Source organism: Novosphingobium sp. B-7 (assembly GCF_000410615.1).
GTDB lineage: Bacteria > Pseudomonadota > Alphaproteobacteria > Sphingomonadales > Sphingomonadaceae > Novosphingobium > Novosphingobium capsulatum.
This window is the reverse complement of sequence record NZ_KE148371.1, coordinates 12319-28604: the sequence shown is the minus strand read 5'-3', so window position 1 is coordinate 28604 and position 16286 is coordinate 12319. Positions and strand designations below refer to the sequence as shown.

The following is a 16286-nucleotide window of genomic DNA, read 5'->3' as shown; positions in this document are numbered from 1 at the left end:
CAAAAGGGCGGAGGGCCAGGAGACCCCCCCCCCGCCACAGGCCGATGCGCCACATCAGCGAAGGCGGCCAGGCGAGCTTTGATCCGCGCAGCATGGTGGCGTCAAGAATGCCGTGGATGCGCGCGGCCTCGGCCCGGAAGGCGCGAAAGCCGGCGGCGGCCGCCGCGCCGGCAAAATCGCCGATCGCTTCCTCGCTGCGCGCGGGATCGGCATGGAGATCGAGCTGGCCGGCCCCGTCCCAGGCATGGCGGGCGAGCACCTGGGCGCGGCGGATCGTGACATGATCGGCTAGGTCAGGGCCGCAATCGCGGAAGACATCGGCAAACACATCGCGCAGGGTGAACACGGTGGGGCCGGCATCGATGCCCACGCCATCGACGGCCAACTGCCGCGCCTTGCCGCCCGGATGCCCGGCCTTTTCGATCACGGTCACCGCCAGGCCGCGCGCGGCGAGCAGCGCGGCCGCTGCCAGCCCGCCAATGCCTGCGCCGATGATCGCAACCCGTGCCGCCATGCGCGTCGTGCCCCTTTGCGAAAGGAATCACCCTCGGGAATAGGAATTGATCTTTACACCAATGATGTCCATTAAAATAGACATATGGAAATGTCCACTATTCCAGACCAATTGGACCCGCCGTCTGCCGTGGCGCCTTGGCGTCGACGGTGGACGGCGTGGCGCAACGGGGTGCTGGCCAGCCCGCGCTTCCAGTTCTGGGCGGCGCGGCTGCCAGGGATTGCGATCGTGTCACGCCGCCGCGCGGCGCAGGCGTTCGATCTGGTGGCGGGCTTCTGTTATTCGCAGGTGCTGATGGCGGCGGTGCAGGTTGGGCTGCTTGATCTCTTGCGTCGCGGGCCGTGCAGTGCAGATGACGTGGCGCTGGCCAGCGGCCTTTCGCCCCAGGCCGCGTTGCGCCTGGTGCGCGCGGCGGCTGCGCTCGACCTGGCCGAGGAAGTGGCACCGGGGTTGTGGATGCTGGGGCAACAGGGCGCCGCCCTGCAGGCCAATCCCGGCGCGATCGCGATGGTGCGCCATCATGCGCTGCTCTATGCCGATCTGGCCGATCCCGTGGCGCTGCTGCTGCGCGACCGGGCCATGCCCACCGCGCTTTCGTCGTTCTGGCACTATGCCCAGGATGCCAGCGAACACGAGGCGGCATCCTATTCCGCGCTCATGGCGGCTTCGCAGGCGATGGTCGCGCAGCAGGCGCTGGCGGCCTATCCCTTTGCCCGGCATCGGCGGTTGCTCGATCTCGGCGGTGGCCATGGCGCCTTTGCCAGCGCGGTGGCCAAGGCCTGTCCGGCGCTGGAGGTGGCGGTGTTCGATCTGCCGCCGGTGGTGGCCGGCGCCGGCGCCTGGCTGGATGCAGCGGCGATGCGCGGGCGCATCGCGTTGCATGGCGGCGATTTCTTTCGCGATCCGATTCCGCCGGGCCATGATTGCATCACGCTGGTGCGGGTGCTGCACGATCACGATGATGATGCCTGCCTGGCCCTGCTGCGCGCCGCGCGCCAGGCGCTGGTTTCGGGCGGGCGACTCGTGGTGGCAGAGCCGATGGCCAAGACGCCGGGCGCGGCCGCGATGGGTGATGCCTACTTCGGATTTTATCTCTGGGCGATGAATGCCGGGCGCCCGCGCAGCGCGGCTGAATATGGCGCGCTGCTCAAAAAGGCCGGATTTGCGGGGTGGCGGCGCCATCGCACGGCATATCCCGTGGTTGCCAGTGTGGTTGTCGCGTTTGGATGACACTTAAAAACGTCAAGGTAGATTGACGTATGTCAAGGTTGGCGTATGGTGATCCTTGCCGGAACGTACCCGCTTTCGGGTGAACGCGACGGGGTCTGACCGACCGTTGGGAGAAGGACCGGGGCATGGATGCGCTGGCCGTCATACTCGAAGCACCCAGGTGCATTGCGCTACGCAAGCTGACGTTGACCAGTTCGGTCGCCGGCAACGGCGCCGTTCTTGGCCCGAGCGACGTGGTGGTCGACATCCGCTGGAGCGGCATCAGCACGGGCACCGAAAAGCTGCTGTGGTCGGGCGAAATGCCGGTCTTTCCCGGCATGGGCTATCCGCTGGTGCCTGGGTATGAGTCGCTGGGCCGCATTGTCGACGCCGGGGCCGAGGCGCAGGGGCGCATTGGCGACTGGGTCTTTGTGCCGGGCGCGGCCTGTTATGCCGATGCGCGGGCGCTGTTTGGCGGCACGGCGCAGCGCGTGATCATTCCCTCGGCACGGGCCTTTCCCGTGGCCGAGTCGCTGGGCGCCGATGGCGTGCTGTTTGCCTTGGCGGCTACCGCGCTCCACGCGCTGCAAGGCGGCACGGCGCCCGATCTCATCATCGGGCATGGCACGCTCGGGCGCCTGCTGGCGCGGCTGACCATCGCCATGGGCGCGCCTGCGCCCACGGTGTGGGAACGCAACGCGGTGCGGCGTGAGGGCGCCAGCGGCTATCGCGTGATCGCGCCCAAGGACGATGACCGGCACGATTACGCCACGATCTATGACGCGAGCGGCAATTCCGATTGCCTGGACCAGCTGATCGCCCGGCTGCGCCACGGCGGCGAAGTGGTGATGGCCGGCTTCTATGCCAACCGCCCCAGTTTCGATTTTGCCCCGGCGTTCCGGCGCGAGGCGCGCTTTCGCATCGCCGCCGAATGGCAGCCGGCCGATCTGGTGGCGGCGCGCGGCCTGATCGACAGCGGGGCGTGCAGCCTGACCGGCCTGGTCAGCCACATGCGCCCGGCGACCGAGGCCAGGGACGCCTATCCCGAAACCTTCCTCGCCGCCGACTGCCTCAAGATGGTTCTCGATTGGAGCGCTTGCGCATGACCTTGCTGAACACTGCCGATGCCCTGCGCGCCGAAGCCGCGATCGAGCCCGATGCCCCGCACACGGGCGAGGTTACCAAGCAGACCCAGGTGATTGCCATCTATGGCAAGGGCGGATCGGGCAAGAGCTTTGCCCTGTCCAACCTCAGCTACATGATGGCGCAGCAGGGCAAGCGCGTGCTGCTGATCGGGTGCGATCCCAAGTCTGATACCACCAGCCTGCTGTTTGGCGGGCGCAGCTGCCCCACGATCATCGAAACCTCTGCCGCCAAGAAGCTGGCGGGCGAAGAAGTGCGTATCGAAGACGTGTGTTTCCAGCGTGATGGCGTGTTTGCCATGGAGCTGGGCGGACCGGAAGTGGGCCGTGGCTGCGGCGGGCGCGGCATCATCCATGGGTTCGAACTGCTGGAAAAGCTGGGCTTCCATGATTGGGGGTTCGACTATGTCCTGCTCGATTTCCTGGGCGACGTGGTCTGCGGCGGGTTCGGCCTGCCGATCGCGCGGGATATGTGCCAGAAGGTGATCGTGGTCGGCTCCAACGACCTGCAATCGCTCTACGTTGCCAACAACGTGTGCAAGGCGGTGGAATACTTCCGCAAGATGGGCGGCAATGTTGGCGTGGCCGGCATGATCGTCAACAAGGATGACGGCACCGGCGAAGCCGCCGCCTTTGCCGATGCCGTGGGCATCCCGGTGCTCTGCGCCATTCCTGCGGACGAAGACATTCGCCGCAAGTCAGCCAATTACCAGATCATCGGCCGGCCCGATGGCCAGTGGGGCAGCCTGTTCGAAGACCTGGCGGTCAACGTTGCCACCGCGCCCGCGCAGCAGCCGCGCCCGCTCGACCAGGATGGCCTGCTCGGCCTGTTCTCGCCTGAGCAGGTGGGCGGCGATGTGGTGCTGCGCCCCGCCACCCAGGCCGATATGCGCGGCGCCGCCTTTGTCCAGAAGCCCTCGCTCGAGGTGATCTATGACGAGGCTTGACGCACCCGCGCCGCCGGCCGCGCGCCAGGCAGACCGCATCGCGCTCGATCCGCCGCCGGCCAGCGGCGGTGGCTGCCATGCCGATGCCGGCGTGCTGCGCGCGGCGACCGACCAGGCCCAGGGCAGCGCCCTGCTGGAACGCTATGCCGCCGATTATCCTGTGGGGCCGCACGATCAGCCGCAAAGCATGTGCCCGGCGTTCGGCTCGCTGCGTGTCGGGCTGCGCATGCGCCGCACCGCCACGGTGCTGTCGGGTTCGGCCTGCTGTGTCTATGGCCTGACGTTCACCTCGCACTTTTACGGCGCGCGGCGGACGGTGGGCTATGTCCCGTTCAATTCCGAAACGCTCGTCACCGGCAAGCTGTTCGAGGATATCAAGGACGCGGTGGAAGGGCTGGCCGATCCGGCGCTCTATGATGCCATCGTGGTGACCAACCTGTGCGTGCCCACGGCCAGCGGTGTGCCGCTCCGCCTGCTGAAAAAGCAGATCAACGGCGTGCGCATCATCGGCATCGACGTGCCCGGCTTTGGCATTCCCACCCATGCCGAGGCGAAGGACGTGCTCGCCGGCGCGATGCTCGCCTATGCCCGGGCAGAGGCCGAGCAAGGCCCGGTGGCGGCGCCGCGCGTCAAGCCCGATCGCCCGACGGTAACTTTGCTGGGCGAGATGTTCCCGGCCGATCCGGTGGGCATCGGCATGATGCTGGAACCGCTGGGCCTGGCCGCCGGGCCGGTGGTGCCCACGCGCGAATGGCGCGAGCTGTATGCCGCGCTCGATTGCGCGGCGGTGGCGGCGATCCATCCGTTCTACACCGCCAGCATGCGCGAATTTTCCGCCGCCGGGCGCGGCATCGTCGGCTCTGCCCCGGTCGGGGTGGAAGGCACTGCCAGCTGGCTCGATGCGATCGGCGCGGCCTGCGGCGTGGCACAGGATCGCATCGATGCGGCCAAGAACCGCTTCCTGCCCGCGATCGGTGGCGCGCTGGCGGCCAATCCGATCAAGGGACGTATCACCGTGACCGGCTATGAAGGGTCGGAACTGCTGGTGGCGCGGCTGTTGATCGAAAGCGGCGCCGATGTGCCCTATGTCGGCACAGCCTGCCCGGCGACGCAGGCGGGTGAGGCTGACCGCGCCTGGCTGGAGGCGCGCGGCGTGCGCGTGAACTATCGCGCCAGTCTTGAGCAGGACATTGCCGCGGTGGAGGAATTTGGCCCCGACCTGGCCATCGGCACCACGCCGGTGGTGCAGCACGCCAAGCAGCGCGCGATCCCCGCGCTCTATTTCACCAACCTGATTTCCGCCCGCCCGCTGATGGGCGTGGCCGGCGCGGGTAGCCTGGCGCAAGTGGTCAACGCGGCGATGGCCAACAAGCCACGGTTTGACCGCATGCGTGCCTTTTTCGATGGCGTGGGCAGCGGGCCGGGCGCGGGCGTGTGGGAAGATACCCCGCAGGACCGGCCGCAGTTCAAGAAGAAATACGCCTCCCTGAACGAAGCCGCGCGCAAGGCGGCCGAGGCGGTGGGATCATGACTCTGGTTCTCGATCATGATCGCGCCGGCGGCTATTGGGGGGCGGTTTACGTCTTTACCGCGGTCAAAGGCCTGCAGGTGATCATCGACGGGCCGGTGGGGTGCGAAAACCTGCCGGTGACATCAGTGCTGCACTATACCGATGGCCTGCCGCCGCACGAACTGCCGATTGTGGTGACCGGCCTGGGCGAAGAGGAACTGGGCAAGACCGGCACCGAAGGCGCGATGAAGCGGGCGTGGAAGACGCTCGATCCCGATCTGCCGGCCGTGGTCGTCACCGGCTCCATCGCCGAGATGATCGGCGGCGGGGTGACGCCCGAAGGCACCAATATCAAGCGCTTCCTGCCGCGCACTATCGACGAGGACCAGTGGCAGAGCGCCGACCGCGCGCTGGGCTGGCTGTGGAAGGAATTTGGCCCCAAGGGCGTGCCCGCCGCCCGGCCGCTGCGCGAGGGGGAAAAGCCCCGCGTCAACATCATCGGCCCGTCTTACGGCATGTTCAACATGGCGAGCGATCTGCACGAGGTGCGCCGCCTGATCGAGGGGATCGGCGCGCAGGTCAATGTGGTGTTCCCGCTGGGGTGTCACCTGGCCGATATCCGCAAGCTGGCCGATGCCCAGGCCAACGTGTGCCTCTATCGCGAATTTGGCCGAGGCCTGTGCGAGACGCTGGAGCGGCCCTATTTCCAGGCGCCGATCGGGCTGGACAGCACCACGCTGTTCCTGCGCGCGCTGGGCGCGGAGCTGGGGCTCGATCCCGAACCGTTCATCGAGCGGGAAAAGCACACCACGATCAAGCCGCTGTGGGATCTGTGGCGCTCGGTAACGCAGGATTTCTTTGCCACCGCCAGCTTTGGCATCGTGGCCAACGAAACCTATGCCCGCGGCATCCGGCGGTTCCTGGAAGACGACATGGGCTTGCCGTGCAACTTTGCCTTTGCGCGCAGTGCCGGGGTCAAGCCGCGCAACGAGGACGTGCGCGCGGCGATCCATGCCAATCCGCCGCTGGTGCTTTTCGGTAGCTATAACGAGCGCATGTACAACGCCGAGCGCGGTGGGCGCGGGATCTATATCCCGGCCAGTTTCCCCGGCGCGGCGATCCGGCGCCACACCGGCACGCCGTTCATGGGCTATTCCGGCGCGACCTATTTGGTGCAGGAAGTGTGCAACGCGCTGTTCGACGCGCTTTTCCACATCCTGCCGCTGGCGACCGAAATGGACAAGGTAGAGCCCACGCCCGCGCGCGGGGTCGGCGAAGCGGCGTGGCGCGAATTGCCGTGGGATGACGATGCCAAGACGCGGCTGGACGAGGTGGTGGCAGCGCAGCCCGTGCTGATCCGCATTTCGGCGGCCAAGCGCCTGCGCGATGGCGCCGAGCGCGCCGCCCGCCGCCATGGCGAAGATCGCGTATCGGCCGATCGGCTGGCCGATGCCCTGCTTGAGGCGCAGGTCGCATGACCCGCGCCCGTTCCATCCGTCCGGAAGCCTGCCGCGCGCAGCCCGGCCCAGCCATTCTCACGGTGCATTCGGGCGCCGCGAGGATACCCGAAGAGGTCGTTTCGCCTCTCGCACACCACCAACGAAAGGAGATTGGGCTATGAGTGATCGTGACGATCGCTTTGGGCTGAGAACGTATCTCACGCCCGAGGAAGCCAAGGAGTTCCACAAGCTGTTCATGAGCAGCTTCCTGGGCTTCACCGGCGTGGCCGTGGTTGCACACGTCCTGGTCTGGATGTGGAAGCCCTGGCTGTAAGCCGCCCACTCCCTCGCGATGTCGGGCCAAGGGGGCCTGATCGGGCGAGGGCCAACACTCTTGCACAAGGATAAAACCCATGTGGAGACTTTGGCTGATTTTCGATCCGCGCAGGACATTGGTTGCCCTGTTCGGCTTTCTGCTCGTGCTGGCACTGATCATTCACTTCATCCTGCTCAGCACCGACACCTACAACTGGCTCGACGGCCCCAACTCGGCGCAGGGCGCCGCGCATGCCGCCGCAGCCGCAAAACCGGCCAGCTGACGCAAGCCCGTGCGAGAGGCGGCGGCGATCCCGACCGCCGCCTCATGGGCACTGACGCCTGAAAAAACCGGCATCTGAACACAATAGCCGCCGCATCCAGGCGGAGAGGGGGATGGCCATGGCACTCCTGAGTTTCGAACGAAAATATCGCGTGCGCGGTGGCACCTTGATCGGTGGCGACCTGTTCGATTTCTGGGTGGGCCCGTTCTACGTCGGCTTTTTCGGCGTGGTAACGGCGATCTTCGCCTCGCTGGGCACGGCGCTTATTTTCTATTCCGCATCACAAGGCCCGACCTGGAATCCCTGGCTGATTTCGATCGCGCCGCCCGATCTCAAATATGGCCTGGCGCTGGCGCCGCTCAAGGAGGGTGGCTTCTGGCAGATCATCACGGTCTGCGCGCTGGTGTCGTTCGTGTCATGGGCGCTGCGCGAGGTGGAAATCTGCCGCAAGCTGGGCATGGGCTATCATGTGCCGGTGGCCTTTGGCATGGCGATCTTTGCCTATTTCACGCTGGTGGTGATCCGTCCGGTCTTGCTGGGCGCGTGGCACTGGGGCTTCCCCTATGGGATCTTCAGCCACCTCGATTGGGTGTCGAACACCGGGTACCAGTACCTGCACTTCCATTATAACCCGGCGCATATGCTGGCGGTGTCGTTCTTCTTCACCACCACCCTGGCGCTGGCCCTGCATGGCGCGCTGGTGCTGTCGGCGGTGAACCCGCCCAAGGGTGGTGAGGTCAAGTCACCGGAATACGAAGACACCTTCTTCCGCGATCTTATCGGCTATTCGATCGGCACGCTGGGCATTCACCGCCTGGGCCTGTTGCTGGCGCTGAACGCCGGGTTCTGGAGCGCGGTGTGCATAGTCATCAGCGGCCCATTGTGGACGCGCGGTTGGCCCGAGTGGTGGACCTGGTGGCTCACCCTGCCGATCTGGTCGTGAAGGAGCACCGTGCGATGACGACCTACCAGAACATATTCACCCAAGTGCAATTGCGCGGCGAACCGGAAATGGGCGTGGCCCTGCCACCTGGCAGCGAAGAGCGCATCGGGCAGGGCAGCTTCGTCCACCTGCTTGGCCTGGTTGGCCAGGCGCAGATCGGCCCGATCTACCTGGGCTGGACCGGCATTTTCGCGCTGATCTTCGGGTTTACCGCGTTCGAGATCATCGGTCTCAACATGCTGGCCTCGGTCAACTGGAACCCGATCCAGTTCGTGCGCCTGCTGCCGTGGCTGTCGCTCGAACCGCCCGGCCCGCAATATGGCTTTTCCCCGTTCGTGCCGCTGGCCAAGGGTGGGTGGTGGATCATCGCCGGTTTCTGCCTGACCACCTCGGTCATGCTGTGGTGGGTGCGCACCTATACCCGCGCCCGCGCGCTCGGCATGGGCACGCATGTGGCCTGGGCCTTCCTCAGCGCGATTTGGCTGTTCCTGGTGCTGGGCTTTATCCGCCCGTTCTTCATGGGCAGCTGGGCCGAAAGCGTGCCGTTCGGCATCTTTCCGCACCTCGATTGGACCGCGGCGTTTTCGATCCGCTATGGCAACTTGTTCTACAACCCGTTCCACTGCTTCTCGATCGCGTTCCTCTATGGCTCCACCCTGCTGTTTGCCATGCACGGCGCGACGATCCTGGCGGTGGGCCGCTATGGTGGCGAGCGCGAGATCGAGCAGATCACCGATCGCGGCACCGCATCGGAACGCGCCGCGCTGTTCTGGCGCTGGACCATGGGTTTCAACGCCACGATGGAATCGATCCATCGCTGGGCCTGGTGGTTTGCCGTGCTGACCACGCTGACCGGGGGCATCGGCATCCTGCTGACCGGCACGGTGGTCGACAACTGGTATCTGTGGGCACAGCAGCACGGCTATGCGCCGCACTATCCCGCAACCGGGGTGATCGACCCCGCCACCTTGGGGAGCTCGGGGAAATGAGACGGATCACCGCTATTGCCCTGGCGGCGCTTGCCGCGCTGTCCCTGGGGGGCTGCGAACTTTCCCACAAGGTTTCGGGCCAGAACGGCTATCGCGGCACCGGCATGGACCAGGTCACGGTCAAGAAAGTGGCCATGGCCAAGGACGAGGTGCCGCCACCGCCCTATGACCCGCCATCGACCGAGGGGCCGCGCGCCAAGGAGCAGTTCCAGAACCTGCAGGTGCTGGGCGATGAATCCGCCGAGCAGCTGAGCTATACCATGGCCGCGATGACCGCCTGGGTGGCGCCCAAGGAAGGCTGCAACTATTGCCACAATCCCAACAACATGGCCTCTGACGAACTCTATACCAAGGTTGTCGCGCGGCGCATGCTGCAGATGACGCGCAACATCAACCACAACTGGCAATCGCACGTGGCCCAGACCGGGGTGACCTGCTGGACCTGCCACCGTGGCCAGGCCGTGCCGACCAACCACTGGACCATGCCGCCCGCGCCGCCCAGCGGCATCATCGGCAACCGCCATGGCCAGGACGACCCGATCGCCGCCACGGGATTTTCGTCGCTGCCCGATGCCTCGCTGGCGCTCTATCTGACCGGCGATCCGAAAAAGGACCAGAACATCCGCGTTCAGGCCACGGCCGCGCATCCTTCGCCGGCTGACAAGACCAGCGTGATGCAGACCGAAAATTCCTATGCCGTGATGATCCACGTGTCCAAGGCGCTGGGGGTGAACTGCACGTTCTGCCACAATGCCCAGGCTCTTGGTGCCTGGCCGATCAGCACGCCCAAGCGGGCCAAGGCCTGGTACGGCATCCGCATGGTGCGCGAAACCAATGGGCAGTATATCAGCTCGCTGACCAATGCTTTCCCGGCCTATCGCAAGGGGCCGATGGGTGATCCGTTCAAGGTCAGCTGCGCCACCTGCCACCAGGGCAAGAACAAGCCGATGGGCGGCTATCCCATGGCCAAGGATTACCATGCCTTGTGGGGCGCGCCGGGCAACGCCACGGTTCCCGCCACGTTCCCCGCGCCGTTGCAGGCGCCAACGCCCACCCAGCCGGTCGCCTCGGCCGCGCCGGCCACTCCGGCGGGATGAAGGCAATGCCGAAAGCCAGCCAGCCGCCTTGATGTCAGGCCCGATCATGCATTCGGGAACGGTTCGGGGGGCCAGCCGTTAACGCGCGAGGGAAGTATCGGAAAAATGCGGGATAACTGGCACGATCCGCCGGCCAGATCCGCACCCTGGCGATGATATGTTCTTGCCCTTACGGCCGTATTGCGTGGCACTATCGGACACGTTCTAGTTTCCCGCCGTCCTGTGTGACGCGCAGCCTCATAAAACAAAACGGAGGATGCAGATGATATCCAAGGTTCATTATCTTGCACTGGGCACCGCCACGCTGCTGCTTGCCGCGTGTGGTGGCGGCGGCAGCAAATCGGCAGCGGAACAGACGCCAGCTGCCAGCGAAACCACGACGGCCGCTGCAGCGGCATCGATGACCCCGGCCGCAGCGGCCAGCACGCCCGCGCCGGCGGCTGATTCCACCGACACACTCGATCACACCACGCTGGCATCGTTCACCGCCGATCCGGTGCACGGCAAGCAGATCTTCGCACAGTGCCAGGCCTGCCACTCGGCCGAGCCCGGCAAGAACATGATCGGGCCCTCGCTCGCAGGGGTGGTGGGTCGCAAGGCTGGCTCCATCGCCGGGTTTGCCTATTCCAACGCCAACAAGAGCAGTGGAATTACCTGGACCGCCGAAAAGCTGTTCCAGTACCTGGAAAAGCCGCAGCGCGTGGTGCCGGGCACCAAGATGACGTTCCCCGGCCTGCCCAAGGGCCAGGACCGCGCCGACGTGATCGCCTATTTGAAGAACCCGACCTGATCACCGACGCTATTGCGATTTGTACAAAGGCGCGAAGGCACTGCGGTGTTCTTCGCGTCTTTGTGTGTGGGTGGAGGACAGCGTGCCGTCCTGCTCTGCGATGTTCGAGACCGCGCCCCTCCGTCAGCCCTGCGGGCTGCCACCTCCCCGCTGGGCGGGGAGGATCGTGTTCAGGGCGCCGGGGTGTGGACCGGGGGCAGCAGCATGGTCATGCCCAGGCGCGCGATGCGCCAGGTGCCCTCGTGCTGGGCAAGGTCGAAGGCGTAGCGGGCTTTCACCTCTAGCAGGGTGCCATCGGTGCCCAGGCTGAAGGCGTGGCCATAGGCCGTGACCTGCGCGGTGCCGGCTGTGGCGTCATAGGCGCCGAGTGCCACGTTGCCGACAAAGTGGGCGTTGCTGGCCATGGTGGCAAAGGCGGCTTCGAAGAACCCCTGGATGCCTGCACGCCCGACGATCCGGTCCATGCCCAGGCTGGTCAGGTCATAGCAGCCATCGGGCGCGAACAGCGCGGCAACGCCGGCGGCATTGCCGATATCGTCCACCGCCATGGCATAGGCGGTGACCAGATCGGCAAGGGCCTGTCGCACGTCTGCGGGGCAGGGCGGCGGGGGATAGGTCATGCCGGCTGCACCGGGCCCTTGCCGGCCACGTAATCGTTGAGCAGTTCGTGGAAGCGCTGGATGCGCTTTTCCTGGCCGGGCAGGATGCAGCCCTTGAAGCCGCGTGAATTGAGGCCTTGTTGCTGCGTGGTGCCGATCGACAGATCCTGATCGGCGACAAAGCCCAGCGACACGCCATCGCCATAGCGGCTGTGCCGTGCCACGGCATCGTGGCGCAGCGGCACGGTGCCGATCGGGGTGACCACCTCTTTCATCCCCTTGACCGGGGGATAGAGGCACCAGTGCTGGAACACGCACTTTTCCGGGTCGGTGGGATGCGGCTCGGTGCGCAGCACCTGCATCTGTTCGGGCGACATGGTGAGGGTGAGATTGGGGAACAGCGTGCAGTGGAAATAGTCCACCAGCTGCTGGTCGGTCATGTCTTCGTACATGGTATAGCCGCGCTCTGGCCCCAGCTTGCGCTTGGCGGCGATCACGGCGGCGCGGATTTCGCCGGTGCGGCCCTGATAATCGGCCGGATCGATGCCCCAGGCGCGGGCGATATCATCGAGCGGGGCGGGCACTTCGGCGCTGTGATAGTCCACCCGCGTGGTGGCCTGGTGGCCGATCATCCACATCGCGTTGTGGCCGCTGGGATACATCTCGAAGACCGTGGTGGGCAGGCCGTCGTTGATGAACGTGGCCAGTTCGGGATGGATCGTGGGGAGGTGGTAGCTTTCGTTGAAATTGTCGCGGATCACCTTCCAGTTGAATTCCGCGTCGCACGACAGCTTGAGCACGCGCACCCAGTTATCCAGGCCATAGTTGGCGAGGCGTTCCTGCAAGGGCGCCATCCACTGCGCCAGTGGCGGCACGTCATCATCCATGCACCAGAACACGAACGGGCCCCAGGTTTCGCAGCGCAGTTCCGACAGGTGCACTTTGCCGCAGGGGTTGCCGCCGGCAAAATCATCCGGGTCCTGCACTTTGGCGAGCACGCCATCAGGGGTGAACTGCCAGCCGTGATAGCCGCAGGTGATGCGCGGCAGCGAGCCGGCATCGCCCAGCACCAGGCGGTTTCCGCGATGCGGGCAGCTGTTGTAGAACGCGCGCACGCTGCCATCGGCCTGGGCGATCATCAGGATCGAATCCTTGCCGAAATCGTGGCGGATGAAGTCGCCTTCCTCCTCCAGTTCGGCCAGCATTCCGCCCAGGTGCCACACCTTGGGCCACAGGTTCTGCCCTTCCTTGTCCATCCAGTCGCGCGAGATATAGCGATCGGCTGTGATCGTATCGCCGCGCACCGGCATGTCGAAATCGGGCGAATAGCGCGATTTGTTGTCCTGAACCGTCATGCTCGCCGCCCTCTCACATTACCGGCTTGGGCAGGGTGGCGTCATCCTGCAGATACCAGTTGAGCCATTCGTGGAAATACTGGTTGCCGCGTTCGTTGCGGCCGAACACCAGGTTGTCGTGCGCGCCGCTTTCCAGCCCTTTCTGGATTTCCAATCCGATCACATAGTCTTCCTGATAGGTCACATCGCGGAAGAAGTTGATCATCTGCTCCACCGCGGCGCGGTCGGCCTCGTCGCGGATCGGCTCGCGCCGCAGATAGTGCAGCACGGTGCGGTTGCGATCGGGCGTCGGCCCGGGGAACAGCTGGGCCACCTGGGTAATTTCGGGCGCGAGGAACGCCGAGACATTGGGGAACAGGATGCGCACGAAATCAAAGCCGTTGTTTTCCTGGTCGCCCCAATCCTCGCGTGGCACGTCTTTCAGCGCCTCGGCAATGCGGTGCTGGGGAAAGCCGATGCGCATCGAGGGGCCGAAGCCTTCGTAGAACATGCGGTTCGATGGCGTGCGCGGCTCGATCGTGGCGGGGTGCAGCGAGGCGAAGTGATAGCCTTCGAGATAGCCGTCGAACGCGATCTTCCAGTTGGCGCCCTCGATCGTGCGGCTGCCGAGATAGGCCCAGTCGGCAAAGCCGACATTGTCGAAATCCTCGAGAAAGCCCTGGAAATAGTCATCGAGATCGAGCGGGGCATTGGGCGTGAGCGCCACGAAGATCATCCCCGCGCGCTCCTCGCAAGGCAGCGCGCGCAGGGCGAGGCCGGCCTTGTCGACATCGCCAAAGTTGGCGCTTTCCGACACGCCCAGCAGCTTGCCATCCTGGCCATAGGTCCAGCCGTGGTACTTGCAGGTGAAGCGGGCGCACTTGCCGTGCCCTTCGGAAGCGACCGGCGCGCCGCGATGCGAGCAGACGTTGAGGAACGCGCGCACTTCTCCCGCCTTGTCGCGCACGATCAGCACGGGCAGGCCCATCGCGTCCATCGCCTTGTAATTGCCCGGCTCGGGCAGTTCGGCGGTGAAGGCCAGCATCAGCGGCACGCGGCGGAACACCAGTTCCATCTCGGCCTTCCACTGATCGGGATCGGTATAGGTGGCGGTGCGGACGCGCGCCACCTGCTGGGCCTGGTAGGTGCTGTTGTGCTCGACGTAATCCAGCATGATCTCGGCAATATCGCCGATCCGCTGGCGCCGCTCGGCCCGTTCATTGCTCATCTGCGGCCTCTCCTGCCTGTTTTGCTTGTGTCGCTAATAGCCAAAGCTGCCGCAGGCAGATCGCCTTGCCAAGCTGGGACAGGTGACAGGTTCCTCGCATTTTGGCCAAGTGGACAGGCGCCCGCTAACCGGCGAACAAGCGTAAAAACGGGCTAGGCGACGAGGATGATGAACGACAGCGGCGAATCAGCGCGTGAACCTGCCCAGTCTTGGCCCGCCGTTCCGGCCGCGCACCAGGCGCCGTTCGTGCGCGACGGGCTGTGGCCGCATCAGACGATAGCCGATCGCGCCGCTGATCTGGCGGCCACGCGGCCCGATGATCCGTGCATCATTGATGACGCCGGCGCGCTGACGTTTGCGGCGCTGTGGGCCGATGCCCTAGCGTTGGCCGCGTCGCTGCGCGCCCGGGGCCTGGTGCCGGGCGATGTGGTGGCGTTCCAGCTGCCCAACTGGCGCGAGGCGGCGGTGCTGAACCTAGCCTGCGTGATCGCCGGGCTTGTGGTCAACCCGATCGTGCCGATCTATCGCGACGCCGAAATGCGCGTGATGCTGGGCGATGCCGTGGCCCGCGCGCTGTTCGTGCCCACGGTGTTCCGCAAGGTGGACCATGCCGCCATGGCCGCCCGGGTGCAGGCCGATCTGCCCGCGCTGGCGCATGTGTTCACCGTGCGCGGCGAGGGGCCTGACGATCTTGCCAGCCTGGTGGCGGCCGGGCGCAGCCTGCCGGATGCACGGGTGGCGGTCGATCCCATGGCGGTGAAGATGGTGCTCTATACCTCGGGCACCACGGGGCGGCCCAAGGGCGTGCTGCACAGCCACGCCACGCTGGGCCGGGTAATCGGCCAGAGCGGGGCGTTCTGGGGGCTGAAACCGGGCGAGGCGGTGCTGATGCCATCGCCGGTCACGCATGTGTCGGGCTTTGCCAATGGCCTGGAAATGCCGCTGGTGATGGGCACCTGCACGGTGCTAATGGAAAGCTGGAACGCGCAGGAGGCTTTGGCCCTGATCGCGCGGCATGGCGTGGTTGGCACGGTGGCGGCCACGCCGTTCCTGGTGGAACTGGCCGCTGCCGCGCGCGGGGCGGGCGAGACCCTGCCCACGTTCCGTTTCTTTGCCTGTGGCGGCGCCGCCGTCGCGCCCGAAGTGATCGTTCAGGCGCGATCCGCCTTTGCCCGCTGCGCGCCGTTTCGCGTGTTCGGCAGTTCCGAAGTGCCGCTGGTCAGCTTTGGCTGGCCCGATGACCCTGCGCGCGCGGCGCAGACCGATGGGCGCATCGTCGACTATGCCGTGCGCATTGTCGATGACGCCGGCAACGATCTGCCCGATGGGCGCGAGGGCGAAATCCTGGCACGCGGGCCGGCGATGATGATCGGCTATACCGACGTGGCCGAAACCGCCAAGGCCATCGACGCGCAGGGCTTTTTCCGCACCGGAGACCTGGGCGTGCGCGACGCCGCCGGCGCGATCACCGTGACCGGGCGCAAGAAAGACCTGATCATTCGCGGCGGCGAAAACATCTCCGCGACCGAGATCGAGCAGGTGCTGGCAATGCACCCGGCCGTGGCCGATTGCGCGGTGGTGGCCATGCCCCATGCCCGGCTGGGCGAGGGGGTCTGCGCGTTCATCGTGGCGCGGGGCGCTGTGGCGGCGGCTGATCTGGCCGCGCACGTGGCGGCCAGTGGCCTGGCGCGGCAGAAGATTCCCGAACGCTTTGAAACGATCCCTGCCCTGCCGCGCACGGCGGCGGGCAAGGTGCGCAAGGATCAGCTGCGCGCGCAGATCGCCCAGATCATTGCGGCAGAGACGCTTCCGGCGCCGGGTTAAGCGGGCCCTGGTGCGCGCCAACCCATTCGCGCCACAGCAGCATCAGCACAGCAATCAGCGCCGGCCCGATCACCAGCCCGATCAGGCCCCAGGTTTCGATCCCGCCCAGGATGGCCAGCAGC

General features: G+C 65.9%; 16 protein-coding genes and 1 pseudogene. 12 read left to right on the top strand and 5 right to left on the bottom strand.

Annotated features, from left to right (window positions below; all coding sequences use genetic code 11):
* Nucleotides 1-514 (bottom strand): NAD(P)-binding protein (locus tag H926_RS34835; RefSeq protein WP_237741064.1); only part of this gene is annotated, 514 nt, incomplete at its 3' end.
* A 90-nt stretch (nucleotides 515-604) separates the two neighbouring features.
* Here H926_RS34835 and H926_RS0115145 point away from each other — a divergent pair.
* The 11 genes from H926_RS0115145 (at nucleotide 605) to H926_RS0115095 (ending at nucleotide 11179) form a co-directional block, all read left to right on the top strand.
* The gene (locus H926_RS0115145; protein ID WP_051146388.1) at nucleotides 605-1744 is read left to right on the top strand and encodes a methyltransferase; all 1140 of its coding nucleotides are present in this window, start codon (nucleotides 605-607) and stop codon (nucleotides 1742-1744) included.
* A gap of 125 nt (nucleotides 1745-1869) precedes the next feature.
* Nucleotides 1870-2829, top strand: coding sequence for a chlorophyll synthesis pathway protein BchC (gene bchC, locus H926_RS0115140; protein WP_022677065.1), 960 nt, complete (start codon nucleotides 1870-1872; stop codon nucleotides 2827-2829).
* Complete coding sequence (locus H926_RS0115135) at nucleotides 2826-3812, top strand: chlorophyllide a reductase iron protein subunit X (protein WP_028658065.1); 987 nt, start codon at nucleotides 2826-2828, stop codon at nucleotides 3810-3812. The genes bchC and H926_RS0115135 overlap by 4 nt, the downstream gene beginning before the upstream one ends.
* The gene (gene bchY / locus H926_RS0115130) at nucleotides 3799-5343 is read left to right on the top strand and encodes a chlorophyllide a reductase subunit Y (RefSeq protein WP_022677064.1); all 1545 of its coding nucleotides are present in this window, start codon (nucleotides 3799-3801) and stop codon (nucleotides 5341-5343) included. The genes H926_RS0115135 and bchY overlap by 14 nt, the downstream gene beginning before the upstream one ends.
* Nucleotides 5340-6800: a chlorophyllide a reductase subunit Z gene (gene bchZ / locus H926_RS0115125; RefSeq protein ID WP_022677063.1), complete on the top strand. Its 1461-nt coding sequence runs from the start codon at nucleotides 5340-5342 to the stop codon at nucleotides 6798-6800. The genes bchY and bchZ overlap by 4 nt, the downstream gene beginning before the upstream one ends.
* 139 nt (nucleotides 6801-6939) lie before the next feature.
* Nucleotides 6940-7095, top strand: a complete 156-nt coding sequence (gene pufB / locus H926_RS31875; RefSeq protein ID WP_022677062.1) for a light-harvesting antenna LH1, beta subunit — start codon at nucleotides 6940-6942, stop codon at nucleotides 7093-7095.
* Nucleotides 7096-7174: 79 nt separating this feature from the next.
* Complete coding sequence (gene pufA / locus H926_RS0115115) at nucleotides 7175-7360, top strand: light-harvesting antenna LH1, alpha subunit (RefSeq protein WP_022677061.1); 186 nt, start codon at nucleotides 7175-7177, stop codon at nucleotides 7358-7360.
* A gap of 118 nt (nucleotides 7361-7478) precedes the next feature.
* Nucleotides 7479-8303, top strand: a complete 825-nt coding sequence (gene pufL / locus H926_RS0115110; protein ID WP_028658064.1) for a photosynthetic reaction center subunit L — start codon at nucleotides 7479-7481, stop codon at nucleotides 8301-8303.
* 14 nt (nucleotides 8304-8317) lie between these two features.
* Nucleotides 8318-9292 (top strand): photosynthetic reaction center subunit M, encoded by a 975-nt coding sequence (gene pufM / locus H926_RS0115105; protein WP_028658063.1) that lies wholly within the window; start codon nucleotides 8318-8320, stop codon nucleotides 9290-9292.
* Complete coding sequence (gene pufC, locus H926_RS0115100) at nucleotides 9289-10389, top strand: photosynthetic reaction center cytochrome PufC (RefSeq protein ID WP_022677058.1); 1101 nt, start codon at nucleotides 9289-9291, stop codon at nucleotides 10387-10389. Before pufM ends, pufC begins: the two co-directional genes overlap by 4 nt.
* A gap of 262 nt (nucleotides 10390-10651) precedes the next feature.
* A complete protein-coding gene (locus H926_RS0115095; RefSeq protein WP_148291759.1) occupies nucleotides 10652-11179 on the top strand; it encodes a cytochrome c family protein in 528 nt (175 codons plus the stop codon).
* 170 nt (nucleotides 11180-11349) lie between these two features.
* Here the strand turns inward: H926_RS0115095 and H926_RS27895 are convergent, their stop codons facing one another.
* The 3 genes from H926_RS27895 to H926_RS0115080 are packed head-to-tail and all read right to left on the bottom strand — an operon-like array spanning nucleotide 11350 to nucleotide 14340.
* On the bottom strand, nucleotides 11350-11799 hold the full coding sequence (locus H926_RS27895) for a nuclear transport factor 2 family protein (protein WP_022677056.1): 450 nt from the start codon (nucleotides 11797-11799) through the stop codon (nucleotides 11350-11352).
* Nucleotides 11796-13133 (bottom strand): SRPBCC family protein, encoded by a 1338-nt coding sequence (locus H926_RS0115085; protein ID WP_022677055.1) that lies wholly within the window; start codon nucleotides 13131-13133, stop codon nucleotides 11796-11798. Before H926_RS0115085 ends, H926_RS27895 begins: the two co-directional genes overlap by 4 nt.
* A 13-nt stretch (nucleotides 13134-13146) precedes the next feature.
* The gene (locus H926_RS0115080) at nucleotides 13147-14340 is read right to left on the bottom strand and encodes an aromatic ring-hydroxylating dioxygenase subunit alpha (protein ID WP_022677054.1); all 1194 of its coding nucleotides are present in this window, start codon (nucleotides 14338-14340) and stop codon (nucleotides 13147-13149) included.
* 165 nt (nucleotides 14341-14505) lie between these two features.
* Between H926_RS0115080 and H926_RS0115075 the strand changes: the two genes are divergently transcribed.
* Nucleotides 14506-16164: an AMP-binding protein gene (locus H926_RS0115075; protein WP_028658061.1), complete on the top strand. Its 1659-nt coding sequence runs from the start codon at nucleotides 14506-14508 to the stop codon at nucleotides 16162-16164.
* On the opposite strand, the pseudogene H926_RS34830 reads toward H926_RS0115075, so the two are convergent.
* Nucleotides 16130-16286: pseudogene (locus H926_RS34830) on the bottom strand (AI-2E family transporter); the annotation flags it as partial. The gene H926_RS0115075 and the pseudogene H926_RS34830 sit on opposite strands and share 35 nt — an antisense overlap.